The sequence below is a fragment of the Rhizobium sp. BR 315 genome, from assembly GCF_050577975.1.
In the GTDB taxonomy this organism is placed as follows: Bacteria; Pseudomonadota; Alphaproteobacteria; order Rhizobiales; family Rhizobiaceae; genus Rhizobium; species Rhizobium miluonense.
In genome coordinates this window covers 136933-163068 of sequence record NZ_JARWKZ010000010.1, presented here as the reverse complement: position 1 = coordinate 163068, position 26136 = coordinate 136933, and the positions used below count along the sequence as shown (strand labels likewise).

Sequence of the window (26136 nt, the reverse complement as noted above, 5' to 3'; positions counted from 1 at the left end):
GTCAAGAACGGCGCCGGCGATGCCATCACCATCAACGGCTTCGACGAGGAGCAGTTCCGCGTCAGCCTCGGCGCCGAGATCGCCCGGTCCTTCCTGCTCGAAAGCGGCGCCAAGCTGACGCCGAAGCTCGGCATCACCGGCGGCTTCTCCGGCCTCGACGGCTCCGGCGCCTTCGGTGCCCTCACCGCCGGCTTCACGCTGCAGACCGCCAACTTCTGGATGCTCGACACCAGCATCCTCCTCAACATCGAGGGCGACGGCCAGAAATCCGTCGGCGCAAAAGTCGCCGCTGCCAAGAAGTTTTAGAAGATGACCCAGAGCTCCGCCAGGGTCGATCAATCCTGGCGGATCCTATCGGGGAACCTTTGGTTCCATCGCAGTATCGTATCCCGCCGAGGAAGCGTTCGGCCAGCTCCGATCGAATACGCTTCTTCCCGATGGGAATAATCGGTCGATCCGCAGGCGACCGGCCATCTCTTATTGCACTACCCGATTACATCGAAGGATTTTGGGAGAGCTCTCAAGTCTATACTTAATTTATTTCAACCATTTAACTGCATGATAATCATAGTCTTTCATTTCCATCGCGCCGAAGACAACTATAAGTATAAAAAACACAAAGAACTGCACCAAAATATTACACTTAAGATAGTCAAATTATTCTTGCATTTATCGCATGGATTGAGTGATGATGGTGGCGAATATAAATAGAATATTCAGGGGTATGGTATGTCAAATGTCTTCCTCGGCCAGATTATGCTTGCAGGGTTTCCGTTTGCGCCTAAGGGCTTCGCCCAGTGCAGCGGCCAGCTCATTGCCATCAACCAGAACCAGGCCTTGTTCTCACTATTGGGCACTTTTTACGGCGGCGATGGAGTAAGGACGTTCGCCCTGCCCAATATGCAGGGCCGCACGCCAGTCGGATTTGGGCCATCTGTCGATCCGGCTTGGCAGCCCACAGCTTACGAAATCGGTGAAATTGGCGGCGCCGAAAGTGTGACTTTGCTCCAGTCGCAACTGCCTCAGCACGTCCACGTAGCGACCGGAACGACAAGCGCCGGTACCCTGCGCAATCCGAACAATGCACTCTATGGCACTGACACGGCCAATATCTACGGCCCTTCTTCCGGTGCTCAGGTTACGCTGTCGAGCCAGACCGTAACGCCAGCCGGTAATGGCCAGCCTCACGATAATCGGCAGCCTTACGACGTCATAAATTATTGCATTGCCCTGTCGGGAACATTTCCGTCCCGCAACTGATCAACTCTTGTCAACCTATTGCTTGGAGGATCAACGATGAGCACTCCCTATGTCGGAGAAATCCGGCTTTTTGGTTTTTCCCGAGTGCCAACCGGCTGGCTGCCCTGCGACAACTCTCTGCAATCCATCTCCGACTATGAAGCGCTGTACACGCTGATCGGGACGACGTATGGCGGCAATGGACAGACAACGTTTGCGACGCCCAATCTTTCCGGGCGCGTACCAATACATCAGGGTACCGGCCTGGGCTTATCGACATATGTCATTGGTCAGATGGGAGGCACCGAGAATGTCACGCTTCTGCCCACACAAATGCCAATACACTCGCATCCGTATCTTGCCACCAACGGTTTGGCGAATACGAAGTCGGTCGGATCGACGGCCGAGCTCGGAGCAATCGCCGGCGACACGATGTATGTCACCGATGTAACCGGGGCCACTCCAATCAAGACATCACCAGCGGCCACTCAAACAAGCGGATCGAACGGTACGCATGAGAATACAATGCCAACGCTAACGGCGCAGTATTGCATCGCATGGGCCGGTATCTTTCCCCCACAGAACTGAACCAGGGATTACCCAACAAGGACATTGCTATGACACAACCTTTTATCGGCGAGATCCAACTGTTCGGTTTCAACTTTCCTCCCTATAAATGGGCATTCTGCAACGGTGCGACGCTTCCGATCCAACAGAACACGGCACTTTTTTCCCTGCTTGGCACCCAGTACGGCGGCAACGGCACCAGCACATACCAACTCCCCAACTTTACCAACCGTGCGGGCTGCAACCAAGGCCAGGGGATAGGCTTGACGGAACACTCCATCGGGGAGCCCTTTGGCGACAACAGCATAACGCTGACCCAGGCGGAGATGCCGGCACACACGCATTCTTTGACCATCTATAGTCAAAGCGATACTTCCAAGCGCGCCGCCTCGCCCAGCGAAGGTAACGCCTTGAGCGTGCCGAGTTCGAGCAGTCCGTTTCTCCCCAATGCCCAGCCGAACACGCAGTTTGCACAGAACCTCATCGGCATTACAGGCAGCAATCTGCCGCATGAAAACCGCCAGCCCTATCTGGCGGTCAACTTCAGCATCTCGCTGGCCGGCGCATTTCCGTCCTTTGGTTGACGATCGTGACACAGCCTGACCAGTTGCCGGAGTTTCCTGCGCGAACTGTTGGTAATAGGCTATTTGCTACAACATGTATCCTGCGACCGGCGGGGCTAGATGACTTGGCGTTTTTACGCCAGCTTTATCACTCGTTTCGCGCCGATGAACTGGCGCGGGTGCCGTGGCCTCCGCAAGACAAGCAGGCCTTTTTGAACCAGCAGTTTGATCTCCAGCATCGATATTACATCGCCGCGTTCCCGCAAACGGACTTCCTGATCATCGAAAAGGAAGGCGTTCGCATCGGCCGCCTTTACATCGATCTTAGCGCTGATATCTGGCACATCATCGATGTTGGCCTGCTGCCCGAATGGCGCAATCGGGGAATAGGGCTGGAAATGTTGAATGAAATAAAGGCTGCAGCAATTACGCGGGAAAGCCTAGGCATTATCCTGCATGTGGACAAAGCCAATGGGCGTGCACAGAAGCTTTATCAGGCGTCGGGATTTGAGGTCATCGACGCCACCGAAACACACACACGCATGCAATGGCTATCGCGCCAAGTCTTGCCGAAAACCGTCGACGGGCGTTCAGGCGTCAATTGAAGATAGCCTGATAGACGATGCCGTCCTTGTCCCTGGCGACGGGTACCAGGAAAATGTCGAGAATACCAAGCCTGGCGTTGTTCAGCCTGTAAATCTGTTGTGGCAACAGAACCTTTGAGCCACTGCGAAACAGCAGTGAAAATGGCGCCCTCATCATTCCTGCAAAACCCCGTTCGGGCAGAGGCCGCGCCTCGGTCAGCGTGAAAACAAGGGACCCTGTCCCCATATCGATTTCGAACCCTTCCCCGACACAACGGGCGAAGTGCTCCAGCGTCACAATCCCCATCCCAACCCCAATTGTTGTTCGCGCCGTGATTGCAGCGGCCTATATTTCATGTCTTTAATTGAAGTCTATCAAGAGATTAGGGAGAAGCAAGCAGTTCCCCAAGACTTGTCCTCCCAGAGGAGGCATTAGAATTTCTTGCGCCCTCGCTAAAGATAAATGCGCCAATGGAACGGAAGATGGTCGCGACCATCGCGCCTTGTCCGTCAGCCATCCCGTGGACCTTGAAAACCGATATCGTCGCAGTTGGGCGCATTCCTTTTGGACCTAATACCTCAAAGGACACGAAAGATGTAAACTAGCCGATCACCTCGGGGCCCGCGAAGGTCCACATGCATCGAACCTTCCCCTGCCTCCGCCGTCTGCTGCGGGCAGCATAGGTAATATTCGCATCAAGGAAGCTGCCGAAGAGTGGCTTGCAGCGTGCAGCAACATGGGGTGACCGAAGGTTTCTATGACCCAAGCAAGTGACAGCCTCTACTATCCCGATAGCTTCGTCAGCGATGATGAGGCCGTGCGTCATGTCGTCATCGGGCTGGTTCGCGGCGCCGAACCATTAACAACTGGATAATGGCCGAACGGACCGTTCAGCAAGGACGATCGAAAGTCTAGTCGGGCCTGGATTGGGACGTCATCCAGACAGGAGGACTCTATTCTGCTCTTTGAGGTACCCACTCTCGGAACAGGTCTTCTCCTGAAGAGGGAGATATCCGCTTTACAACGTTTCCCAATACTTCAATTTGACGCCCGTTCTGTTGTCGAGAACATGCCTATATGAGCTGTCCACCCCCGTTGTGACCCGCGCACAGCGGGTGGATGATCGGACCTAAGCGGGCGCAACGCGCGCCGATAGCCACCGTGACCGGCAGCTCAGTAGGAAATACGTCCATCGACGATAGGCGATGAGCCCGAGGAAAGCTGCTGTTTCAGCACCTGCCTCGCATCATCGCTGATAATCGACATGGGAGCTGCGACAGCGACTTTCGCTGCGGAGCCCGCCAAGTCCGCGGTTCGCACGGCAGCCATGCCCACTCGATCCGCAAGCGAGACTTGTCTGGTGTCCAGCGACTGTCCTGCCAGCCGCTGTCCTAGCAGTTGGACCATATCCCGATTATCCGCAAACGTATTGTGACCCAGCGCGTCGTCCGGTTTGACGGAACTTGTATCGATGACCGTGATCCCGAGCTTGGCCAAATCCGCGGCATAGGGCGTCGAATCGAAACCACCGACGCGATTGACGCCACCGGAGAGCCATCGCGAAACCTGCAGCGCCTTATCCCTTGTCGACGAAAAGATCGTGAAGTGCGGACGTTGCGGCCCCATCTCGATCATCTGTCGGCGAAATACGTCGATATCGATGTCGGGCGATGCCAAAATGACATTCTTCACTTTCGCCGGAATTGTCTTGTTGCGCATGGCAACGCCACGCAACGCTTCCGCGGTCAGCCAGGAGCCCATGGAATGGGCGAGGATCGTCACCTCCCCGACATCTGGGCTTTTGGCGGATTGCAGGATCAGATCCTCCAGCGCTCGCCGGGAGAAATTTGTACTCTCCTTATCGTAGAGATAGTCGAAGACGTTGCCGCGCGAAGGCCAGGTAAAGAGGATCGGCGCAGCATCCGTTCCCGAATCATGAATGATCTGCGCGAAGCGAAAGACTGCGTCGGAATAGGTATTGTTGAAGCCGTGCACGAAAATGACGACCTGCCGCTTGGCGTTGCGGTTCTTGCTGAACCATTCGAAAATGTCGCGCTCGGATGCCACTCTTCCAACCTTCAGGACAGCGAACTCCTTTTCGGGATTGGCCGGCACATGCGACGGCCATTGCACTTCGCCGATTTTGCGATTTCGATCCGGAGGAATGGAAACGACGATATCGTTGAGAGAAATCGCCGTTCCCCGCTCGCCGGAGTAAAGTTCGCCGGGTTTGTTGGTCGGCTGGCGGGTCGTCGCCACCATCATGTCCACGGCGCTCGTGCCTGGTCCCGCCGCCGCGAGCGGCAGGAGAACATTCTCCAGCCGTCCCGCACATCCTCCCAATACCGAGAGAACCATCAGGACTGAAAGACACGATCGCTTGAGAGCGAGGGAAGTCAAACTGCGCGGCAAGCGGGCAATCAGGTAACCGCCATCGGCAAAGGCCGTTTTTCCAACCCGAGGCATCGGATCACCTCGTCAGTGTTGCAGGCCGTCGCGGGGAATGCGAAACCAGGCAACATACAAGGCGGGAAGGAAGAGCAGCGTCAGAACCGTACCGACGACAATGCCGCCCATCATCGCATAGGCCATCGGCCCCCAGAATATCTCCCTGGAGATCGGGATGAGCGCAAGCGTTGCTGCCGCCGCCGTCAGCATGATGGGCCGCATTCGATGCTCCGTCGCTTCGATGACGGCTTGCCAAGGCGGCATGCCCTCGCTTCGAAGGTGCTCGATCTGCACGACGAGGATCACCGAGTTGCGGATCAGAATGCCGATCAGCGCCAAGACACCCAGGATGGCGACAAACCCCAGAGGCGCATTGCTGAGCAACAGGGCTGCAACAACGCCGATCAGCGCCAGCGGAGCGACGGCGAAGACCAGAAAGAGCCTGCTGAAACTCTGCAACTGGATCATCAGGATCGTTGCCATGATGAACAGCATCAGCGGCGCTACCGCCACGATCGGTCCCTGCGCTTTCGCGCTTTCCTCGACCGAACCGCCGTCGACGATATGGTAGCCGCTAGGAAGAGCCTTGCTGAACTCGTCGACCTTCGGCCGCAATTCGTTGACGATCGTCGCCGGCTGCGTCGATCCGACGACGGCAGCCTTGATGGTGATCGTCGGTATACGTGTCCGCCGCCAAATCGTTGGCTGTTCCAGCTCATAGTGGAAATTGGCGACCGCCGAAAGAGGCACGGACTTGCCGTTGGAGCCTGCCAGTTGAAGGTTCTGCAGCGTCTCGATCGAGCCACGCTCGGCTGTCTGGGCTCTGCCAATCACATCGATCAGATAGATGTCATCTCGAATATTTGTCGCCGCCGTTCCCTCGACTATGCCATTGAGAGCCGTTGCGATATCTTGCGACGAGACGCCCAGCTGCCGCGCCTTGTCCTGAAGAACGTCAACTTTGACGACGCGCGAAGGTTCGTTCCAGTCGAAGGTCATGTTGGATAGCGAAGGATGCTGACCGACGATGCCCGCAAATTGCTGGGCGATGTCCCGGACCTTCTGGATATCGGGGCCACTGATCCGGTATTGCACCGGCTTGCCGACCGGGGGGCCGATGTCGAGCAGCTTCACGAATGCGTCCGTTCCGGGGAAGGTCTTCGTCAGATAATCCTGCAGCTCGGCTTTGACCTTGTCACGGACATCAAGCCCCTTGGTGACGATCACGGTCTGGCCGAACGAGACGTCGGGTGTCTGGACATCGAAGGATAGGATGAAGCGAGGAGCGCCTTGTCCGACATAGCTCGTCCAGTGATCGATGTCCTTGTTGTTCGCCAGAATCTCGCGTTCGAACCTGGCCATTTGCTTGTTCGTCTCCGAAATCGAGCTGTTCTGCGGCAGGTTCCAGTCGACGATCAGCTCGGGTCTGTCGGAAGAAGGGAAAAACTGTTGCTGCACCAGGCTCATCCCGCCGATGGAGAGGGCAAACGCGGCCGCAGTCGCACCGATGGTTATCCAGCGCCAACGCAGGGCCACGTTCAAAAGCCATGCAAAGGCCCGCGCAAAGCGACCTTTCTGATCATGATGGGATTTCATGCTCTTCGGAAGGATCGTCACGCCCAGCAGCGGCGTGAACAACACCGCGACGATCCATGAAACCAGCAGCGAAACGGCAATCACCACGAAAAGAGTGAAGGTAAATTCGCCGGCCGCACTGGTGTTGAGACCGACGGGGATAAAACCCGCGACCGTCACAAGTGTGCCTGTCAACATCGGGAAGGCCGTCGAGGTATAGACGTATGTCGCAGCCTTTCTCAGGTCATCGCCCACCTCCAATCGGGCAACCATCATTTCGACGGCGATCATTGCGTCGTCAACGAGAAGACCAAGCGCGATGATCAATGCCCCAAGCGAAATACGCTGCATGGAAATGCCGCTGTAGGCCATGACGAGGAAGGTGATCGCCAGCACGAGCGGAATAGAGATGGCAACCACGAGCCCTGCCCGAACGCCGAGGCTGATGAAACTGATCGCAAGCACGATGACGATCGCCTCGAACAGCGCCCGCGTGAAGCCAGATACCGCGTCGTCGACGACGGCGGGCTGATCGGAAACGCGCTGGACATCCACGCCGATGGGAAGATCGGCAGTGACCTGCTCAATTTCCTTGTCGAGCGCTTTGCCGAATTCAAGCAGATTTGCCCCGGTCTTCATGCCGATGGCGAGCCCGATGGCGGGCTGGCCATTATATCTGAACAGGGATGACGGAGGATCGACGTAGCCGCGTTTGATCGTTGCGACGTCGGTCAACGGAAAAAAGCGGTCGTTGACGCGAAGATTGATCGATTTTAGGCTTTCCTCGGATGTGAATTGGCCACTCACCCGCAAGGCGATGCGCTCAGGGCCGGCGTCGACAAAACCGGACTGAGTCACGGCATTCTGTGCCTGAAGCGTATTGATGACGGATTGCTGGTTAAGCCCGAGAGCTGCTATCTTTCGCGTGGAGAATTCGAGATAGATGGCCTCATCCTGCGCCCCGATGATGTCGACCTTGCCGACATTGGGAACCGTCAGCACTTTCGCACGCGCATCCTCGACCAGATCACGAAGCTGGCGCTGTGTCAGTCCGTCGCTGGTAAATGCGTAGATATTGCCGAAGACGTCACCGAAGCTATCGTTGAAAAACGGTCCGACGACACCGCTTGGAAAATCTCCCTTGATGTCGCCAATCATATTGCGGACCCGCATCCAGATGGCATTGACATCCTTGGCCTTGGTCGTCGGCAGTAGCTCCACAAAAACGGTCGTCTGACCGGCAACCGTCTCGCTCTTCGTATGATCGAGCGAATCCAGTTCCTCGAGCTTCTTTTCGATACGGTCGGTGACCTGCTTGGTCACTTCCTCGGCCGACGCGCCAGGCCACTGCGCCTGAATGATCATGGTTTTGATGGTGAAGGCGGGGTCTTCCTCGCGACCGAGACCAATATAGGAAAACGCGCCGGCCAGAATGAAGACGATCATGAAGTACCAGACGAGCGAACGATGTTCGAGCGCCCAGTCGGACAGGTTGAATTTTTTCACGGGGGTCTTTCCTTAATCTACCCTGACGGCCTGGCCGTCGGCAAGCTTGTGAACTCCGGCAACGACGATGCGTTCGCCAGGGCTGATGCCTTCGGTGATCTTCGCGGAACCGCCCTCGACGAGGTCTCCATCGATCTTGATCGCGCGAATGAAGACCTTGCGAGCTGCGGTATCGACTACCCAAACATTCGGCTTTCCGTCCTTCATCAGGACGGATGAGGACGGCAGCAGGATCATCGGATCTGCAACAACGGTCGCGGTTGCGGTGACGACAGAGCCCAGGCGAAAGACTGCCGGTGGATCGATGAGCGTGATTTTCGTGCGTCGAGTGCGGGTCGTAGCCTCTGCTTCGGGGGCGATCTCTCTGACAACACCGCTCGCGCGGATGGTCGGATCCAGCTGGAGAGCGATTTCAAAGGGCGACCCCACCTTGAGACCGTCGAAGCTTGCCACGGGGATATCGATGATGGCATCGCGCTGGTCAGGGCGGGCGACGGTGGCAATGCTTTGGCCCGCGGCTACAACCTGGCCCACTTCGGCCGAAGTCGCTGTCACGACGCCGTCGAATTCCGCACGAAGCTGCGCGTAGCCCAGTTGTTCTTCGGCCTTGTCCAAATTGGCCTGCGCTTTGGCAACCGAAGCACTCGCACTCCTGCGCCCAAGTTCCGCCTCTTCGTAGGCCGCTTCACTTCCCGATCGGCTCTCAAGCAAGGTCCGTTGGCGTTGCTCGGTGGATGCGGCATTTGTCAACTGCGCCTGGGCATTCGAAAGCTCGGACTGCGAACTTTTAACGGCAAGCTCCAGCGACAGCGGATCGATGGCAGCAACGACATCACCCTTCTTGACGATGTCGCCAACGCTGACCTTGCGCGCTGTAATCCGTCCCAGCACTCGAAATGCAAGCTGTGTCTCGATCTTCGCCTCGACCGTCCCCGGCAGGGTCAGCGCGGAAGCCTCGGTGGACTTGACGACAACGGAAAGCACGGGGCGCGGGGGCTCCGCATGGGCTTCATCCTGCTTCTGGCAAGACGTCAGCAGCAATGAGCCAAGGATCGCAAGGCCGGCTGTGGTACGGATATTCATTTCGCAGCTCCCTTGTCGTATGTGACGGCTTGGCCCGACCGCAGGAATTTCGTGCCGTCGACGACGACGATCTCGCCCGACGACACCCCCGCCCGTACTGCAAAGCGGCCGGTTTCATAGCCAGACACATCGACCAGGCGGAGGGATACGCTTGATGAAGCGGGATCGATGATCCAAACGGCCGGCTTCCCGCTTTTTGAGGTCATTGCCGACCAGGGCAATTCGATTGCATCCCGCGCGACTGACCGAAACAAGCCGACGACCGGAGCGCCAAGCTGCATGTTCGGCGCCCCTTCGAGCCCCACCTTGACCCTGATCGTCCCGGTCGACGAGTCGATCGTGGGCGAGATTTCGCGCACCGAAGCCTCGATCTTGTGAGACGGCGTCGAAAGGAGGCTGACGGCAACCTTGTTTTCAAGGTTGCGCCCCAGATAAAGCGACTCGAAGACGTTGAAGACAGCGTCCCGAGGGCCATCATGCGCAAGCGTAAAGACCAGTTGCGCCGCTTGCGCGACCTGCCCTACCTCGGCGCTTCTGGCGGTGATGACGCCGTCGGCATCGGCGCGCAGTTCCGTATAGGAGAGCGCGTCCTGGGCTGTGTCGAGTTGAGCTTGCGCCGATTTCACGCTTCCCTGGGCAGTCAACAGCGCTTCTTGGGCCTGGTCGAGTGCGGCGCGTGTCGTAACCTGTGTCTTGAACAGGCTCTGTTGCCGGTCAAAGGCCAGCTGCGCCTGTGTTTGCTGCGCGAGCGCCGACTGCAGAGTTGCGGTTGCAACGTCAAGATCGGCTTTCTGTTCTTCGGCGTCCATGCGCGCCAGCACCTGCCCGGCCTTCACAGATGTCCCGACGTCAACCAGGCGTTCAACGATACGTCCGCTCACCCTGAAAGAGAGATCGCTTTCGACGCGCGCACTCACCTCGCCGGTGATGGCATTATTTTCGACAACCGGTGTGACCTTAGCCACGACGGTCTCCACGTTCTTTGGCTTTGCCTCACTCGCGCTTTGCTTTTCGCATGAGGCAAGCGCGACGACACTGACGCCGAGCCAGGCCGCGACAAGGACAGTTTTCATGATTTGACCTCTTGCATCCGTTTGGCAGACGAATATTATTGACTAACCCGATAGTCAATAGAAATTGTCTTGACGGTAACCCGCCGATAGCGCTCAAGGTGAAGACATGGATGATCAAAAAAAGCTCACACGTGCAGAGCAAAAGGCCCGCCGACCCGTTCAGATCCTGGATGCTGCGTTTGAAGAGTTCGTCGAGCGCGGCTATGTCGCCACACGTGTTGAAGATATTGCCAGCAGGGTCGGAGTTACGAAGGGAACTATTTATGTTTACTTCGAAACCAAAGAGCAGCTTTTTGAAGCAATGATCCGGCACATTTCGGCGCCCTTCGAGGATCTTCTATCGAGTGTAAACGAGCTGAAAGGGACTGCCACAGAGAGGCTTCAGAAACAAATTGAGCAAATCTACGATCTCATAATCAACGATCGCAAATTGCGGGAATTGATGAGGTTCGTTATCGCCGAGGGCTCACGGTTTCCTCAGATCGTCGATCGGCACCACGACGCATTTATTTATCCTCTTGAGCAACAAATGGCATCCCTCATCGAGGACGGTGTAAAGTGCGGCGAGTTCCGAGCCGCACCGGCTGCATTCGCGGATGTGGTAATCGCGCCTGCAATCGCGTTTCTTGTATTCAAGCTCACTTTTGAAGATCGACGAATTTTGGATAGGGACACGTACCTGAAGGCTCACGTCGATCTTATCTTGCACGGATTGTGCGAACCCGCATTCGCTAGCGGATGTTTGTAAGGTACTGAACACAGCCTCTAGTATCTGATCCGCAAATGGCTGCTCTTGAAAGGGATTTGAGCTTCCAACCCCGTGAAATCAATGAGCCGACGAATTTTCCGGTGGGAATCGCAAACTCGATGATCCGAACGCCCCGGTTCCGATCTGCGCTACAATGGCGGACGTTGACGACGACGACCACCGGCTGATCTTGTCACGTCCGAACCCTACGCCCACCAGCCCAGCCGAAAGGCAGTGCCATCTAGAGCGGTTCTGTTCTTCACGGAATCTGAGAACCGCTCCAACTTATTGTTTTTACGCAATTCCAGGAAAACTGCTCTCGAACCTTCGGATCGACTCGTTCACCAGCCGTCGTGGTCCTGGCCGGCTTGAAAAATGGTCTTTTGTCGCTGGCATGCCCTACCTTTGTCTAGCAATAGAGGTAGTGGGCAGGCTGGCGCGTGGACAGACCTTTGCCGAATCGGAGAGCTCAGCGCGCCCGTCCGATCACCTTCTTTTTGGCCGCGGGGAGAAGTCCCTCCCGCTGTGCCTGCTTACGGGCAAGCTTACGTGCGCGACGAATAGCCTCGGCCTTTTCACGCGCACGTTTTTCCGAGGGCTTCTCATAGGCAGTGCGGGCCTTCATCTCGCGGAAGATGCCTTCGCGCTGCAGCTTTTTCTTTAAAGCACGAAGCGCTTGATCAATGTTGTTATCCCGTACAAATACCTGCAAAATATCTCCTGACGCGGCAAAGCCGCTATTTCCTAATCTTGACGGCACCAATGCGGACCCACGAACTGCCAGCATTTGCGGCGGTGGCGGGCTGTCTTTCGCCTACGCCTCGGAAGCACCATGGTCTATATCCGCTTCCGGCAGGGCGGATACAACACGACAACGCTGGTCCCTTTCACCATTCCGGATGGCCCTGCCATTCAAAACGAGCGTTTCCCCATGGTGATAGCGATGCTTGGGCATTGCAACCTCCATGCGACCAAAGACAAAAGGCCGGGTTTGACGCCCGACCTTCCACCATCGTCAGTCTTTGCGCGCCAGTTCATCCGTGGTCGCGCAAGGCGATGACGAAGTTTCACGCAGCCTGCAGGTTGTCTGCCGAGCTTTTGCCTGAACGCTTGTCTTTGACGATGTCGTAGCTGATCTTTTGACCCTCTACGAGGCTGCGCAGACCGGCGCGCTCAACGGCCGAAATATGGACAAAAGGTCGTCGCTGCCGTTATCGGGCTGGATGAAGCCAAAAGCCTTGGTGCTATTGAACCACCGCACGGTGCCAATATTCATACCGATTTCCTTTCAATCGTTGGAGGAGCCGGCAAAAAATGCCGGTAGCAATCGACGATGAAAGTAAATCCAGGAGAGCCGCCGTGGCAGCCCGACGATAGTCGCTAACAAGGTTCGATAACAACCCCAACTAGCGTTCCAGGGCTGTAAAACAAGGCAAACCGCGAGATATTCATCCGAGAAGGCGACGCAGACAACCACTGCGATACTGATTGTTGCTGAATATGTCGCCTTTCTGGGCTGCTCTCGAGACAAAGCAGGCACCAATCTCAGCAATGATGGAAAAAGCGGATGGCATCCGATATCAGCTGCCGTCTGTACAGCGCCTCATTTTTCGTTCGCTGCAAGTTCGTTGGCTACTGTTTCTTCTCAAATCCGGACATGGCTGCCACCTGGCAATTCTTCGGCAGCGCTGCGCAATGCTAGAGCTGCCGGCACTCGGCAAGCGGAAACTGTTTCTTGCTCGGCTTACGATGTTCACGGAAGGCGGCAGTGATGGCGCGCAGGCTGTCCCTGGACTTCGGATCAGACAAGGAGGAATGCAGCACGAGCGACAAGGATGGAAGCGGCGGCAAGCCGAGCGTATCACCGACATCGATGACATCGCTCGGGGCAAGGCGGCGCGGAAACGGCGAAACCGCGAGCCCGGCCGATAGGGCAGCCGCGATCGCCGCCGTCCCGCCGACGAAGACCTCCGTCCACGGAATCGAGGATCGATCAAGCAGCCGGATTGCCATATCGCGCACGGCGCAGGTCGGAGACAGGGCCGCCAACGGCAGGGGTTCCCCCGTTCGATACTCGAAATCCGGTGAAGCAAACCAGCCGAAATGCTCCGGCCCGAGGATCTCGCCATCACGTCTGTCGTCGTCGCTGCGAATGATAACGGCATCGAGCTTGCCCTCCTCGAAAGCCTCGAGCAGCGATCGGGAGACGTCCAGCCGCACTTCTATGGTGAGCACCGGATCAACCGCTTTCAGACGCGCCAGCAAGGTCGGCACTTCAGGCCCCATGACATGGCTGGCAATTCCCAGCCTGAAGCGCCTGCGCGTTACCGAAAGCCCTGCGACGGCACGTTCATGTGCGGCAAGAAACTCCCGGGCGGAGGGAAGGAATGTTTCGCCCTGGGCGGACAGACGGACATGGCGCGGCGTTCGCTCGATGAGCTTCTTGCCGACCCGCTCCTCCAGGCGTTTCAGCTTGACGCTGACTGTGGCCTGCGTGGTGCCAAGCGCCTCCGCCGCGCGCGTGAAGCTTTGGAAATCGGCAATGGCTACAAAGACCTGAACGGCGTCGACATCGAGCGACATCACATAAATCCAAATTTGTTATCACTGATATAGATAGTCATACCATTCAAACATGATCAAGCGCCGGATACAGATTTGAGGATCGACGGCGCTTCGTGTTCAAGAATGCACGAGTAGCGGCACTGACGCCTGAGGGCATGCCGACGCCGATCGACGAAGATTTCATGTCGAAAGGCGAAACTATGAGCAATACCCGGCGTCAAAACACAAGGCTTGCCCTGGCGGCTGTCTGTCTTTCATCGATGATGTTCGGTCTTGAAATCTCCAGCGTCCCGGCAATACTGCCGAGGCTGGAGCGGGCGCTGCATGCCGACTTCCAGCAGCTTCAATGGACCATGAATGCCTATACGCTCGCAGTTGCGACCGTGTTGATGGCAGCTGGTACGCTCGCCGACCGTTATGGCCGCAAACGGCTCTTCGTAGCAAGCATGATTGCCTTCGGCGTCAGTTCGCTCGTCTGCGGTATCGCGCCCAACATCACAATCCTCATCGCCGGCCGCGCGCTACAAGGTGCGACCGGAGGCGCAATGCTCATCTCCCAGATTGCCGTATTATCTCAGCAATATGGCGATGCCGGCGAGCGCGCCAAGGCTTTTGGCTGGTGGGGAATCGTCTTCGGCTTTGGCCTCGGCTTCGGGCCGGTCATCGGAAACGGCATCTCCACGCTCATGGGCTGGGAATGGGTGTTCCTCGTGCACGTCCTGATCACGATCCTGACGGTCTTGCTGGCAATTGCCGGCGTGCGGGAAACACAAGATCCCAACGCCCAGCATCTCGACATTGCCGGCGTCGTTTCGCTATCCGCCGCAGTCTTCTGCCTGGTCTTTTACATCACGCAAAGTTCGCAGCTCGGATTTATCAATCCTGTTTCGCTCACCGTCGCTGCCATTGCGGTCGTCAGCTTCACAGTCTTCATCGTCATCGAGCTGTCCAAAAGCCACCCCATGTTCGACTTTACGGTCTTCAGGATCAGGCGCTTCTCGGGCGCAATCTTCGGGTCGATGGGGATGAATTTCAGCTTCTGGCCCTTCATGATCTACATTCCCATCTGGTTCGAAGCAGGCCTTGGCTTAAACGGGGTGGCCGCCGGTATTGCGTTGCTGGCCTATACACTGCCGACATTGATCGTGCCGCCTTTTGCCGAACGACTTCTGCTTCGCCGTGGCCCCGGCCTCGTCATTCCCGCCGGTCTGTTCACAATCGGGCTCGGCTTTCTGGTCATGAAATTCGGTGCGGCTGCAGGTGAGGCGATCCTGCCGATAACATTGTTCGGAGCGCTCATCGCGGGCGTCGGCCTCGGAGTGACGAACACAACTGTCACGAACACGACGACGGGCTCTGTTTCGAGCGACCGGGCCGGCATGGCCTCGGGCATCGACATGAGCGCACGAATGATCTCGCTTGCCATCAACATAGCCGTGATGGGGTTCGTTCTCGTGAGCGGCATTCTCGCAAACCTACAGACCGTGCTTTCGGTATCGCCCGATGCGGGCTCTTTGCCTCGGCTGGCGGAGCGGATCGCATCCGGCAATGCCAGTGTCGTGGACGGGTCCATGACAAAACTATCAAGCGAAATCGTGCGCGCAGCGCTGACCCAAGGCTTTGATTGGGTGATGCTCTACGGCGCCCTGAGCGTTTGGGCACTCGCTTTCCTGAGCCTCCTCACCTTCGGAACGAGAGCGCATGCCAATGTGGCCGCATCGGAATGAGGTCACGCGCGCTCGCAAGATTGTCGTTGCCGTTTTTGGACAGGGCCGGGCGTCGAGCATCGATTGCGCACGCGGTTGAGCAATAGGGCAGAGAATTCCCATCTGGCTGCGCGACAAGGAGAGCGCATAGTGGTGCGATTCAAGTCGGGTGGGGCAATGCCAGCACTTTGTTTCAATCCTTGGTCCGATCGCCCACGCAAAGGAACCGATCTTCATGTCATGCGGCCTTGACCGGATGGACTTGAGTGATTAGTTTGGATCCATGGATCCAAACATCATTTTCAGCACGCTGCGGGACGAAATCGAATCGGGGACTCTGGCCCCCGGCTCCGTCCTGAAGCAGGAACTCATCGCAGAACGCTTCGAGGTAAGCCGGCAGCCGGTCCGGCATGCGCTCACTCAGTTGCTTGGGAGTGGTCTGGTTGTTCGGCGGCCGGACCGAAGCGTAGCAGTTGCGGCCATCTCCGAACGAGAGGCCGCCGAACTATCCGAGTTGCGCGCGATCCTGGAAACTGCCGCGCTGCATCGCTCAGCACCGACACTCACGGCAGCGGCTCTCAGAAGAGCCGAACGCCTGAATGTGGAACTAAGCGAGGAAGATGATCCCGTTCGGATAGAAGACCTCGACCGCCAATTCCATCGCGTGCTCTACGGCGGCTGCGAAAACGTTCGTCTTCTGACAATCGTGGACGGGCTACGGCGGGAGGCGCGCCGCGCCCACCATCTTCAAGGGCAAGGTACTCGCGCGCGCGTAGATTTCTTCAACGAGCACGCCGCCATCGTTTCGGCGTGCGCCGCGGGCGATTTCGAGGCCGCAGCCGACCACCTTCGCCGCCATCTGACCGAAACAACGGCGAAACTCCTATCGACCCCAACCAAGGAGCCGTCATGAAGATGACCGCGGAAATTGCCTGGCAGCGCCAAGGCGCCGTCTTTACCGACAAGCGCTACAGCCGAGGGCACAGCTGGCGCTTCGACGGCGGCGCTGTGGTGCCGGCCTCCTCTTCCCCGCACATCGTTCCGCTTCCCTATTCGGTGGCGGCGAATGTTGATCCGGAGGAGGCCTATATCGCAGCGCTGTCGAGCTGCCATATGCTGTTTTTCCTGTCGCTCGCCGCTGCCAAAGGGCTTGTGGTTGAGAGTTACACCGATAAGGCCACCGGAATAATGGAAAAGGTCGATGGAAGGATGATCGTCAGCCGCGTCGAACTCAATCCGCTTGTCATCTATGCCGGCGAACAACCCACTGCCGTGACCCAGACAGCCCTACACCATGCCGCGCATGAACAGTGTTTCCTGGCCAATTCGGTCAAGACTGAAGTTCGGGTTCTCGAATGGGTAGATTGATGGCAGGACGCGTGAAAGTCGGTTTGTTTCTCGTCTCAGGGGATTGAGGCAATGACGAAACGCAGTTCATCCACCGCGCTTGCCAAAAGAAGCGGACCCAGGTCTTAAGCGACCACACCTACATGGCTGACCGGCCGAAGCTTGCTTTCTCGGAGAGACTGATAACTATAGCCGCGTTCAATCGAGGAGCATCTTCATACAATGCTGAAAGAATTTACGGTTCAGAGCGGCGACCAGACGACAAAACCCGAAGATGCCGCCAGCCGCATCATCTGGATAGATCTCCTGGATCCTACGCCCGCCGAAGTGATTGATGTCGAGACGCTCATCGGAGCCAAGCTGCCATCCTTGGGAGCGCTCAGTGAAATCGAATCATCCAGCCGACTGAAGAACGAAAACGGCGTGATGTATTTGAGCACGCCATCGGCAGCACGACGGCCCGAGGGTGCGCCCGTGACACCTCCGTTAGGGTTTGTCCTGTCGGCTGATCGACTGGTCACGGTGCGATTCATGCAACTGCCTGCGTTCGATACGGTTGCCAAGCAATTTGCAGACAATCATCAAGCTCCCAAATCGGGGGTCGAGGTCTTCGTAACGCTCTGCGAGGAGATCGTCGATCGTGTCGCCGACGCCCTCGAACATATAGCGGCCGAATTGAACGGTCTGTCGATGGAAACATTTCATGCCGATGATACTCGTGGTCGTCACGCTGCCAAAGCCAACCGCATCCTGCGGATCCAGTTGCGCCAAGTAGGGCGCCTGGGTGATCGCCTCTCCCAATTGCGTGACGGGCTTCAAGGATTGGGGCGCGTCATAGCCTATGCCGACGAGAATGCTTGCAATTGGTCGGGTGGAGCCCTCACGCAGCAGGTCGCCAGATTACGCCAGGATATCCATTCCCTTTCCGATTATGAGGAACAACTCGCAAACAAGGTGCAATTCGTTCTCGACGCGCTGGTCGGCCTTATCGGCATAGCTCAAAATGATGTCTTCAAAGTTTTGACGATCGTTTCGATCGTCGGCATTCCGCCCACCCTAATGGCGGGTGTCTATGGCATGAACTTTAAAAACATGCCGGAATATGATTGGGCGTGGGGATATCAATATGGCTGGGCGGTGATCCTGATCAGCGCCATCATACCGTTGATCTGGTTCAAGGTGAAAGGCTGGTTTTAGAATCGCAACGCTGCGAGGATTTCCCCATGGATCTTGCAGAGACAGGGCTTCTTCACAAGCGCCGTGTCTTCATTCAGACCTCCGCGGCTTTGCCATAGTCACGACCCCGAACGGATTGAATTTGTATTCATCCTCCTCGTATCGCGTGTCGTCGGATAGAGCGGCATGGCGATCCGTCAGGGCCGCTTCGACGCCGTCCCGTATCATTTGATCGGCGATCTCATCAATCAGGGCGGCGATTTTGAGCTGTTCGGTGTTGGTTGACGGTTGCCGATCATCTTTCCGACCAACAGGGATCAACACGTCGGGCAAGCCAACCAGATGAAACCCGACGCTCGCCATCCCCTCGGCATCGTCGCCGATGGGTCGGCGCGCGAAGGCGAGACGGCAACTCCTCGCAAGTACCAGCAAATCATGGGAGTCCGCCGCACTGCGCGCCTGCTCAGAAAGCTCCTTCCATCGTCGCACCCCGTGGGCTACACCCGCACTTTCCCCTTTTGCGGCGACGGCGCCATGATCAAGCATGTATTGTACGAACATCAGGGCTTTTGCCGATGTCGTTACGGCAGTTTCCGCCGTCATTAGCGGGCCGAGCACGTACAGGACCGACCTGTGCCCGGCGACAGCATCTTCGTCGGTCTCCTCATAGGCATTGGGATCGACGCGATCCCAACAAATATTGAAGGATCGTACCATCCGATCGTCAGGCTTATCCTGCGAGAAATCTTCATCAACGACAAAGCCGCCGCCAAACATGCCGATGGCCGCGCGAGCGCTCTGCTGGAGCGCCGCAAGACCATTTTCTCCGCCAAGAAAACAAAGCACGTGACGCGGTTTATAACTGGAACGAGGCTTGGCAAATGCCGGAGATTTGCTCGATGCTATGCTGGAGGACGGTCTGCCCAAGATAAGACCGCCCAAAAACGCGAGAACGCCACGACGCATCGAATCCATTCCGGTGTCTCTACTGTTTCAATCAATGGGAATATGCGTTTTCGCAATAGGATATCCGAGCCGCGCCATGTCCCACGCACCCTATTTCCCCAGCGACTCCATTTCAACTCACTGCAATCGTTTGATTGTCCCCTGCGCCAGCAGATAGGACGACGGACTACCTTGGACGGAATTGAATCGTCGACCTACAATTTGTTTGGCGTGATCATGCACCCGCGGGCGCGGGTGAATGTCCTCGCTAGGCATCGCGAGATACCGTCTGTAATTCAGGCGCCCGATGTGGCGGACCAATTGTGGCGGATGAGCCAAAAACTCGCCGACGCATCGATTGCCCGGCGCGATTGATCGTTCCACAGAACTACGGGATCGCGTTGGCTTCGTTGCACGATTCCGCCGGCCCATCGGGATACACCGACGATACCACCACCGAAGAAGGCTGGCGACATTACCGATCCCTGAGCTGGCCGCAGAACATCATCGCCCGATGTCTAGGCACGGCCACCCACGCCGAGTCTCGCAGCCATCATGGCCACCTCCGCGATGGAATGGCCGACATCTTGCGCATAACCTGGCCGCGGTAAGCCTTGACCGCAATCTCGCTGATGCCGAGTTCACAGCCGATCTTGCGGTTCCGTTTGTCAGCCAGCCCGGCCGTACCGGCTGCCAGATCCATTACCCAAGAATGACTTTCCCACGCAGGATTCGCTCAATTAGGCTAATGGGACTGCTGGAAACCCGCCACGTCGTACTGAGATACACTCTTCGGATTCTTAGAGTTCTGCGGCTGGTTACCTGCATAATGTGTTCCTGCGTTTCCGCTTGGGTTGAAGGCAGAACCCGGCGCATTTCTGGCGTTGCCCGGTGTGACGTTCCCTGTCTGAGGAGTACCAATTGTTTGGCTAGGCTGACCTTTCGTCCCCGTTACTGCGTGGACGTTGGCCGCAGAAGCGATCATAGCGGGAGCAACAGCGAGAATAACACCCGCGATCAGTGGAAGATAAATACGGGACATTGCAACCTCCTACCATTAAAGCCCATGCGGCTTCTCTGCCGGACGTGCGGTCCAGCCTTTGCATACAACACGCGAAGGTTGGCTTTTATTCGCGACGATTTTGACCATCGTCTGGTGCAATGAGTGAACGGCCTGTCATGGCCTCGTTGGAAGTCGCCGACCAACTCAACATGAAATTGAATATTATCTAATTTTCTAATTTTAAGGATAGGCGACAAAAGCGATAAGATTTGGTAGATTTATGGAAGCCCGTCGCGGTTTGACGTTCAGATAAGAACTTGCCGGGCGTCTTTGCACCGCCAGCCGGAATACGGCGCAGGAGGAGAGATGCTATGGTGGTATTCCATGTCATGACGGGCGCAAGCGGCGAATTTGCGCGCCCCGAAGTCCGCAAGATTGGCATCACGGATCTTATGGATGCACTGAGGTCGGGGCTTGATGACTTTGGAGAGAAACCATCCCATTACGTTTTTCTCTGTCTTATGTATCCGATCGCGGGCATTTTTTTGGTCATGTGGAGTTCCGGCGCTGACCTGCTGCCGCTGCTTTACCCCTTGATGTCGGGCTTTGCGCTGATTGGTCCGATCGCAGCTCTTGGCCTTTATGAAATCAGTCGACGCCGTGAACAGGGATTGGATAGCTCATGGCATCACGCGCTGGAGATCCGTCACTCTCCGGCGCTGCCGTCGATCATTGCAGTGGGCTTCATGCTGTTCGCGCTTTTCATCGCTTGGCTAATCGTCGCACAGCGCATCTATACCATGACTTTCGGCGAGGCCGGTCTGACCTCGATCTCGACCTTTCTGTCGGATGTGCTGACGACCCAGCGAGGCCTCTCGCTTATGCTTTGGGGAAACTTGGCCGGTTTCGTCTTCGCAATAATTGTGCTTGCGACGACGTTGGTGACCTTCCCGCTGCTGCTGGATCGGGATGTCGGCGCAGTCGCAGCAGTGGATGCGAGCATACGCGCCACGCTTGCCAATCCGGGACCAGTTGCGCTTTGGGGATTGATCGTCGCGGCGCTGCTAGTCGTCGGCACGGTCCCGATCTTCGCCGGCCTTGCAGTCGTCATGCCTATCCTCGGGCATTCGACCTGGCACTTGTATCGAAAATTGATTGTTCCCGCCTACCCGAACCGTGCGCCTTGAATCCGTAAAGGAAATTTACCCCCGAATCATCCTCCAAGCCGTTGCGAACTGCCAGATGACCGTCGCCTTGGTTCGGATAGCGATGAAGAGAATGAGGAGTACCATGTCTTACCGTTTTCTTCCGGTCTGTCTGCTTTTCGCCATTGCTCTCCCACTTGGCGCTCTCGCGCAGGAGGGTGATGCCGCGGCAGGCGCTACCGTCTTCAAGAAATGCGCCATTTGCCACATAGCCGAAACGGACCAGAACAAGATCGGCCCTTCCCTGAACGGCCTGTTCGGCAGAACAGCTGGAACACACCCGAATTTCGCCTATTCGCCGGCCATGCAACAGGCGGGCAAGGATGGCCTCGTGTGGAACGAGACGTCGCTGCGCGACTATTTGCACGACCCCAAGGCGAAGGTGAAGGGCACGAAGATGACCTTCATCGGGCTGAAGGACGATACCGAGATTACCAATCTGATCGCCTATCTGAAGCAATACTCCAAATAGCGAGATGCCTGATGTGGACGAGATGCTCTTTGTGTCGCCGGTCGGATCGGCTGGGGTTCGGTTCAATGATAGACGCCGCTGGTCCGGTCTGCGGCGTTGGGATGCCCCGTGCGGTTTGCCGGGATGAACTCCTGCCGTTGCTGCAATTGCCCGTGTGATTTGTTCATGAGATAATACTAAAACGTTTCGCGATGGGATTGTGGAAACGTTCGCGGCCGGTCAGGGAGGAGACGATGGCTGTCGTATTGGTTCTCGTTCTACTGGTAGTGGGATCGATTGCGTTCCATCTGCTGAGCCCTTGGTGGTGGACGCCGATCGCTTCCAATTGGAGCTATATCGACAACACGATTGTCATCACGTTCTGGATCACCGGCTTCGTTTTCACGGCGGTCGTGTTGTTCATAGCTTATTGCGTCCTCCGCTTCAGGCACCGCGCCGGAAACCAGGCGGCATACCAGCCGGAAAACAAGAGGTTGGAATGGTGGCTTGCGGGGGGAACCGCGATCGGCGTGGCTGCGATGCTAGCGCCTGGCCTAATCGTTTGGAAACAGTTCGTGACGGTCCCAGCCGATGCCAGCGCGGTCGAAGTCGTCGGGCAGCAATGGCAATGGAGTTTCCGGCTGCCGGGCGCGGACGGGCGCCTCGGGCGGGCTGACACGCGCGATGTTACCGCGGACAACCCGCTCGGTTTGGACAAGAATGATCCCGCAGGAATGGACGATGTCATCGTTCAAGGCGGCGAGTTGCACTTGCCCATCGGCAAGCCGGTCAAATTGCTTCTGCGCTCGATCGACGTCGTACACGATTTCTACGTGCCCGAATTCCGGGGCAAGATGGACATGATCCCCGGTACGGTCACTTACTATTGGTTCACGCCGACGCGGACAGGAACATTCGAAGTTCTCTGCTCGGAACTTTGCGGCGTCGGTCATCCGCAGATGCGCGGCACGGTCGTCGTCGATACCGAGACCGCCTATCAAGCCTGGCTGCAGCAACAGCCGACTTTCTCGCAACCGCTGGCGTCGGCAGAAAAGTCGGCGGCCAAGTAAGTGCCGTGCGTACTTGAAGGGAAAAGCCACATCGGTGGGAATAGGGAGAATGTGATATGGTCGACATTGGATCCGGCACCGAGCAGGTCATCCAGCCCGCTGAAGTCGAGGATGTGGAGCTTTATCACCCGAAAAGCTGGTGGACGAGATATGTCTTCAGCCAGGATGCCAAGATCATCGCCATTCAGTATGCGCTAACCGCCATCTCCATCGGGATGGTGGCGCTGGTACTGTCCTGGCTGATGCGCCTACAGCTTGGATTTCCAGGTTACTTCTCCTTCATCGATGCGGAGCATTACTATCAGTTCATCACCATGCACGGCATGATTATGGTGATCTACCTGCTGACGGCGCTGTTCCTCGGCGGCTTTGGCAACTATTTGATCCCCTTGATGCTCGGCGCCCGTGATATGGTATTCCCTTATGCGAACATGCTGAGCTACTGGCTCTATCTGCTCGCGGTCATCGTGCTGGTCTTTGGCTTTTTCGCGCCTGGCGGGCCAACGGGCGCCGGCTGGACACTATATCCGCCGCAGGCTCTTCTGTCGGGCACGCCGGGAGGGCGCGATTGGGGCATCATTCTGATGCTGTCATCGCTGATTCTGTTCATCATCGGCTTCACGATGGGTGGGTTGAATTATGTCGTCACCGTGCTGCAGGGACGCGCTCGCGGCATGACGCTGATGCGAATGCCCTTGACGGTATGGGGTATATTCACTGCGACCGTCATGGCGCTGCTCGCCTTCCCGGCACTCTTCGTCGCCGCTGTCATGATGCTGTTTGACCGGTTGCTCGGCACGAGTTTCTTCATGCCCGCCATCGTCGAGATGGGCGAGCAACTGAAGCAAGGGGGCGGCAGCCCCATCCTGTTCCAGCATCTGTTCTGGTTCTTCGGTCACCCGGAGGTCTATATCGTCGCACTTCCCGCCTTCGGCATCGTCTCGGATCTGATCAGCACCCATGCGCGCAAAAACATCTTCGGCTACCGGATGATGGTCTGGGCGATCGTCATCATCGCAGCGCTAAGCTTCGTTGTATGGGCGCACCATATGTATGTGAGCGGCATGAATCCGAACTTCGGGTTCTTTTTCGCGACCACGACGTTGATCATTGCCATCCCGACGGCGATCAAGGTCTATAATTGGGTTCTGACGCTTTGGCGGGGCGATATTCACCTGACATTGCCGATGCTGTTTGCCCTGGCCTTCATCATTACATTCATCAACGGCGGATTGACGGGCCTCTTTCTCGGCAATGTCGTTGTCGACGTGCCGCTCTCGGATACCATGTTTGTTGTTGCCCATTTCCATATGGTGATGGGAGTCGCACCGATCCTGGTCATCTTCGGCGCGATCCACCATTGGTATCCGAAAGTCACAGGTCGGATGCTGAATGTGGTGATGGGTCATATCCACTTCTGGATTACCTTTCTCGGTGCCTATGCCATCTTCTTCCCGATGCACTATCTCGGCCTGATGGGCGTGCCGCGCCGCTATTACGAGCTGGGCGAAATCGCTTTCATTCCACCGTCGGCACATACGCTGAATATGTTCATCTCCGTCGCCGCGCTGGTCGTCGGCGCCGCTCAGATTCTGTTCCTGTTCAATCTCGCCTGGAGCCTTCGTTGGGGCAGGCAAGCGGGCGGCAACCCGTGGCGGGCAACGACATTGGAATGGCAAACGCCACAAACGCCGCCAGTTCATGGAAATTGGGGCAAAGAGCTGCCGGTCGTCTATCGTTGGCCCTATGATTACAGCGTTCCCGGAGCGGACCAGGACTTCCTGCCGCAGAACCAGCCGGCTTCGGGCGGGCCGTCCGAGAGGGCGCTGTCATGAGCGTCATTCTCATTTTCATGGGCGGGATCGCCAGCATCATTGCCTGGTGGATGGCCAGGCAGCGACTAACCTCAAAACCCTGGCTGGAAGTGGGTCTGGCAAGCGATGCACCGGGGATGCGGGGATCATCGGTGACAATAGCGAAGCTCGGGCTCGGTATTTTTCTTGCGGTCGTCGGCGCGCTGTTCGCGCTGCTCATCAGCGCCTATCTCAGCCGCATGGGCGGCGCCGACTGGTGGGGTATCCCAATCCCGCGGCTGCTATGGGTGAATACCGCGGCCCTCGCCGCCAGCAGCGTGGCGCTGCAGTGGGCGAAAACCGAAGCCCGTCTTGATCGCCGCGACATGCTGAATACGGCTCTTACATTGGCGTTTGCGATGGCCGTTCTCTTTGTTGCCGGGCAGGTTCTTGCGTGGCGGCAACTGATGTCAGCAGGCTATGTGCTGGCGGATAACCCATCAAACAGCTTCTTCTACATGATCACCGGCCTGCATGGCCTGCACATATTGGGCGGACTTTTCGTGCTTGGACGGACCGCAATCCGCGCGCGGATCGGCCTTGCGCCGGCAAGAGTTTGCCTGAGCGTGGATCTTTGCGCCATCTACTGGCATTTCATGCTCGTTGTCTGGCTGATCCTTTTTGCGCTCTTCGCCGGCTGGGCAAACAGTTTCGTCGATCTCTGCCGTCAATTGGTCACCTGAGGAGTTTCGATGATGACCGAATCCATAGAAAGACCGACAACTGATCCACTTCTGCGGCCCGTGGGACTGCGCGGCGTCGCGGCCGATCTGTCCTCGGACCAGCGGGCGTTCAAGAACGTCTCCTGGGGCAAGGCGATGATGTGGATCTTTCTCCTGAGCGACACCTTCATTTTCGGGTGTTTTCTGCTGGCCTATATGACGGCGCGCATGTCGACCACCGTCGCATGGCCCAATCCGAGCGAGGTTTTCGCCCTGACAATCGGAGGCAAGGAGATTCCGCTGATCCTGATCGCCATTATGACCTTCACCCTCATCAGCAGCAGCGGCACGATGGCCATGGCCGTCAATTTCGGATACCGCCGCGATCGCCGCAAGACCGCCGCACTGATGTTGGCGACGGCGGCCCTCGGCGCGACATTCGTCGGAATGCAGGCATTCGAATGGACCAAACTGATCACGGAAGGAGTCCGCCCCTGGGAAAACCCGTGGGGTGCGGCGCAGTTCGGCTCCTCCTTTTTCATGATCACCGGTTTTCACGGCACCCATGTCTCGATCGGCGTTCTGTTCCTTCTGATCATGGCACGCAAGGTATGGCGGGGAGACTTCGATGAGGAAAGACGTGGATTTTTCACCAGTCGAAAAGGCCACTACGAGATCGTCGAGATAACGGGGCTTTACTGGCACTTCGTGGACCTGGTCTGGGTATTCATCTTTGCATTCTTCTATTTGTGGTGAGGATGGCATC

Annotated in this window: 28 protein-coding genes and 1 pseudogene; 18 read left to right on the top strand and 11 right to left on the bottom strand. The window is 57.1% G+C overall.

Going from position 1 to position 26136, the window contains the following annotated elements:
- From QD409_RS13705 to QD409_RS13685, 5 genes are all read left to right on the top strand, one after another.
- A partial coding sequence (locus QD409_RS13705) for a hypothetical protein (RefSeq protein ID WP_430762910.1) occupies positions 1 to 306 on the top strand: 306 nt, incomplete at its 5' end.
- A 423-nt stretch (positions 307 to 729) separates the two neighbouring features.
- On the top strand, positions 730 to 1260 hold the full coding sequence (locus tag QD409_RS13700) for a phage tail protein (RefSeq protein WP_092852198.1): 531 nt from the start codon (positions 730 to 732) through the stop codon (positions 1258 to 1260).
- Between the two features lie 36 nt (positions 1261 to 1296).
- On the top strand, positions 1297 to 1827 hold the full coding sequence (locus tag QD409_RS13695; protein ID WP_092852196.1) for a phage tail protein: 531 nt from the start codon (positions 1297 to 1299) through the stop codon (positions 1825 to 1827).
- A 29-nt stretch (positions 1828 to 1856) separates the two neighbouring features.
- A complete protein-coding gene (locus QD409_RS13690) occupies positions 1857 to 2390 on the top strand; it encodes a phage tail protein (RefSeq protein ID WP_092852194.1) in 534 nt (177 codons plus the stop codon).
- Between the two features lie 5 nt (positions 2391 to 2395).
- Complete coding sequence (locus QD409_RS13685) at positions 2396 to 2974, top strand: GNAT family N-acetyltransferase (protein ID WP_280949831.1); 579 nt, start codon at positions 2396 to 2398, stop codon at positions 2972 to 2974.
- Here QD409_RS13685 and QD409_RS13680 read toward each other — a convergent pair.
- From QD409_RS13680 to QD409_RS13660, 5 genes are all read right to left on the bottom strand, one after another.
- Positions 2967 to 3260 (bottom strand): DUF6916 family protein, encoded by a 294-nt coding sequence (locus QD409_RS13680; RefSeq protein WP_092852191.1) that lies wholly within the window; start codon positions 3258 to 3260, stop codon positions 2967 to 2969. The genes QD409_RS13685 and QD409_RS13680 overlap by 8 nt on opposite strands.
- An 867-nt stretch (positions 3261 to 4127) precedes the next feature.
- Positions 4128 to 5312, bottom strand: coding sequence for an alpha/beta hydrolase (locus tag QD409_RS13675; RefSeq protein WP_425348548.1), 1185 nt, complete (start codon positions 5310 to 5312; stop codon positions 4128 to 4130).
- 120 nt (positions 5313 to 5432) lie between these two features.
- Entirely contained in the window at positions 5433 to 8483 is a 3051-nt protein-coding gene (locus QD409_RS13670) for an efflux RND transporter permease subunit (protein WP_092852187.1), read from the bottom strand.
- A gap of 12 nt (positions 8484 to 8495) precedes the next feature.
- Positions 8496 to 9566 carry an efflux RND transporter periplasmic adaptor subunit gene (locus tag QD409_RS13665; protein WP_430762909.1) on the bottom strand — a complete coding sequence of 357 codons (1071 nt, stop codon included), beginning with the start codon at positions 9564 to 9566 and terminating at the stop codon, positions 8496 to 8498.
- On the bottom strand, positions 9563 to 10639 hold the full coding sequence (locus QD409_RS13660; RefSeq protein WP_092852183.1) for an efflux RND transporter periplasmic adaptor subunit: 1077 nt from the start codon (positions 10637 to 10639) through the stop codon (positions 9563 to 9565). The genes QD409_RS13665 and QD409_RS13660 overlap by 4 nt, the downstream gene beginning before the upstream one ends.
- A 106-nt stretch (positions 10640 to 10745) precedes the next feature.
- On the opposite strand from QD409_RS13660, the gene QD409_RS13655 reads away from it, so the two are divergent.
- The gene (locus QD409_RS13655) at positions 10746 to 11387 is read left to right on the top strand and encodes a TetR/AcrR family transcriptional regulator (RefSeq protein WP_092852181.1); all 642 of its coding nucleotides are present in this window, start codon (positions 10746 to 10748) and stop codon (positions 11385 to 11387) included.
- Between the two features lie 469 nt (positions 11388 to 11856).
- On the opposite strand, the gene rpsU is transcribed toward QD409_RS13655, so the two are convergent.
- Positions 11857 to 12099, bottom strand: coding sequence for a 30S ribosomal protein S21 (rpsU, locus tag QD409_RS13650; RefSeq protein ID WP_092852179.1), 243 nt, complete (start codon positions 12097 to 12099; stop codon positions 11857 to 11859).
- A gap of 120 nt (positions 12100 to 12219) precedes the next feature.
- On the opposite strand from rpsU, the gene QD409_RS13645 reads away from it, so the two are divergent.
- A complete protein-coding gene (locus QD409_RS13645; protein ID WP_092852177.1) occupies positions 12220 to 12447 on the top strand; it encodes a hypothetical protein in 228 nt (75 codons plus the stop codon).
- 7 nt (positions 12448 to 12454) lie between these two features.
- On the opposite strand, the pseudogene QD409_RS13640 reads toward QD409_RS13645, so the two are convergent.
- A pseudogene (locus tag QD409_RS13640) lies at positions 12455 to 12663 on the bottom strand (cold-shock protein).
- Positions 12664 to 13085: 422 nt separating this feature from the next.
- Positions 13086 to 13970, bottom strand: coding sequence for a LysR family transcriptional regulator (locus QD409_RS13635; protein ID WP_430762908.1), 885 nt, complete (start codon positions 13968 to 13970; stop codon positions 13086 to 13088).
- Positions 13971 to 14134: 164 nt separating this feature from the next.
- On the opposite strand from QD409_RS13635, the gene QD409_RS13630 reads away from it, so the two are divergent.
- The 4 genes from QD409_RS13630 to QD409_RS13615 all read left to right on the top strand — a co-directional run bounded on the left by QD409_RS13630 (position 14135) and on the right by QD409_RS13615 (position 18202).
- A complete protein-coding gene (locus tag QD409_RS13630) occupies positions 14135 to 15679 on the top strand; it encodes an MFS transporter (RefSeq protein WP_092852224.1) in 1545 nt (514 codons plus the stop codon).
- Positions 15680 to 15941: 262 nt separating this feature from the next.
- Positions 15942 to 16571, top strand: coding sequence for a GntR family transcriptional regulator (locus QD409_RS13625; RefSeq protein ID WP_092852175.1), 630 nt, complete (start codon positions 15942 to 15944; stop codon positions 16569 to 16571).
- Positions 16568 to 17026, top strand: coding sequence for an OsmC family protein (locus QD409_RS13620; RefSeq protein ID WP_092852173.1), 459 nt, complete (start codon positions 16568 to 16570; stop codon positions 17024 to 17026). Before QD409_RS13625 ends, QD409_RS13620 begins: the two co-directional genes overlap by 4 nt.
- A gap of 201 nt (positions 17027 to 17227) precedes the next feature.
- Positions 17228 to 18202: a magnesium transporter CorA family protein gene (locus QD409_RS13615; protein WP_092852171.1), complete on the top strand. Its 975-nt coding sequence runs from the start codon at positions 17228 to 17230 to the stop codon at positions 18200 to 18202.
- Positions 18203 to 18271: 69 nt separating this feature from the next.
- Here QD409_RS13615 and QD409_RS13610 read toward each other — a convergent pair whose 3' ends face one another.
- On the bottom strand, positions 18272 to 19156 hold the full coding sequence (locus QD409_RS13610) for a hypothetical protein (RefSeq protein WP_092852169.1): 885 nt from the start codon (positions 19154 to 19156) through the stop codon (positions 18272 to 18274).
- Between the two features lie 162 nt (positions 19157 to 19318).
- On the opposite strand from QD409_RS13610, the gene QD409_RS13605 reads away from it, so the two are divergent.
- Positions 19319 to 19501 carry a hypothetical protein gene (locus QD409_RS13605; RefSeq protein WP_430762907.1) on the top strand — a complete coding sequence of 61 codons (183 nt, stop codon included), beginning with the start codon at positions 19319 to 19321 and terminating at the stop codon, positions 19499 to 19501.
- A 178-nt stretch (positions 19502 to 19679) separates the two neighbouring features.
- Here QD409_RS13605 and QD409_RS13600 read toward each other — a convergent pair whose 3' ends face one another.
- Entirely contained in the window at positions 19680 to 19829 is a 150-nt protein-coding gene (locus QD409_RS13600) for a LuxR C-terminal-related transcriptional regulator (protein WP_092852167.1), read from the bottom strand.
- Between the two features lie 42 nt (positions 19830 to 19871).
- Positions 19872 to 20168: an adenylate cyclase gene (locus QD409_RS13595; RefSeq protein ID WP_092852165.1), complete on the bottom strand. Its 297-nt coding sequence runs from the start codon at positions 20166 to 20168 to the stop codon at positions 19872 to 19874.
- A 332-nt stretch (positions 20169 to 20500) separates the two neighbouring features.
- On the opposite strand from QD409_RS13595, the gene QD409_RS13590 reads away from it, so the two are divergent.
- The 6 genes from QD409_RS13590 to QD409_RS13565 all read left to right on the top strand — a co-directional run bounded on the left by QD409_RS13590 (position 20501) and on the right by QD409_RS13565 (position 26126).
- Positions 20501 to 21316, top strand: a complete 816-nt coding sequence (locus QD409_RS13590; RefSeq protein ID WP_092852163.1) for a DUF2189 domain-containing protein — start codon at positions 20501 to 20503, stop codon at positions 21314 to 21316.
- 103 nt (positions 21317 to 21419) lie between these two features.
- Positions 21420 to 21806, top strand: a complete 387-nt coding sequence (locus tag QD409_RS13585; protein ID WP_092852161.1) for a c-type cytochrome — start codon at positions 21420 to 21422, stop codon at positions 21804 to 21806.
- A gap of 233 nt (positions 21807 to 22039) precedes the next feature.
- Complete coding sequence (locus QD409_RS13580; RefSeq protein ID WP_092852159.1) at positions 22040 to 22855, top strand: cytochrome c oxidase subunit II; 816 nt, start codon at positions 22040 to 22042, stop codon at positions 22853 to 22855.
- A gap of 56 nt (positions 22856 to 22911) precedes the next feature.
- The gene (locus QD409_RS13575) at positions 22912 to 24690 is read left to right on the top strand and encodes a cytochrome c oxidase subunit I (protein ID WP_092852157.1); all 1779 of its coding nucleotides are present in this window, start codon (positions 22912 to 22914) and stop codon (positions 24688 to 24690) included.
- Entirely contained in the window at positions 24687 to 25391 is a 705-nt protein-coding gene (locus QD409_RS13570; protein ID WP_092852155.1) for a cytochrome c oxidase subunit 3, read from the top strand. Before QD409_RS13575 ends, QD409_RS13570 begins: the two co-directional genes overlap by 4 nt.
- Before the next feature lie 12 nt (positions 25392 to 25403).
- On the top strand, positions 25404 to 26126 hold the full coding sequence (locus tag QD409_RS13565) for a heme-copper oxidase subunit III family protein (RefSeq protein ID WP_092852222.1): 723 nt from the start codon (positions 25404 to 25406) through the stop codon (positions 26124 to 26126).
- Positions 26127 to 26136: the final 10 nt, after the last annotated feature.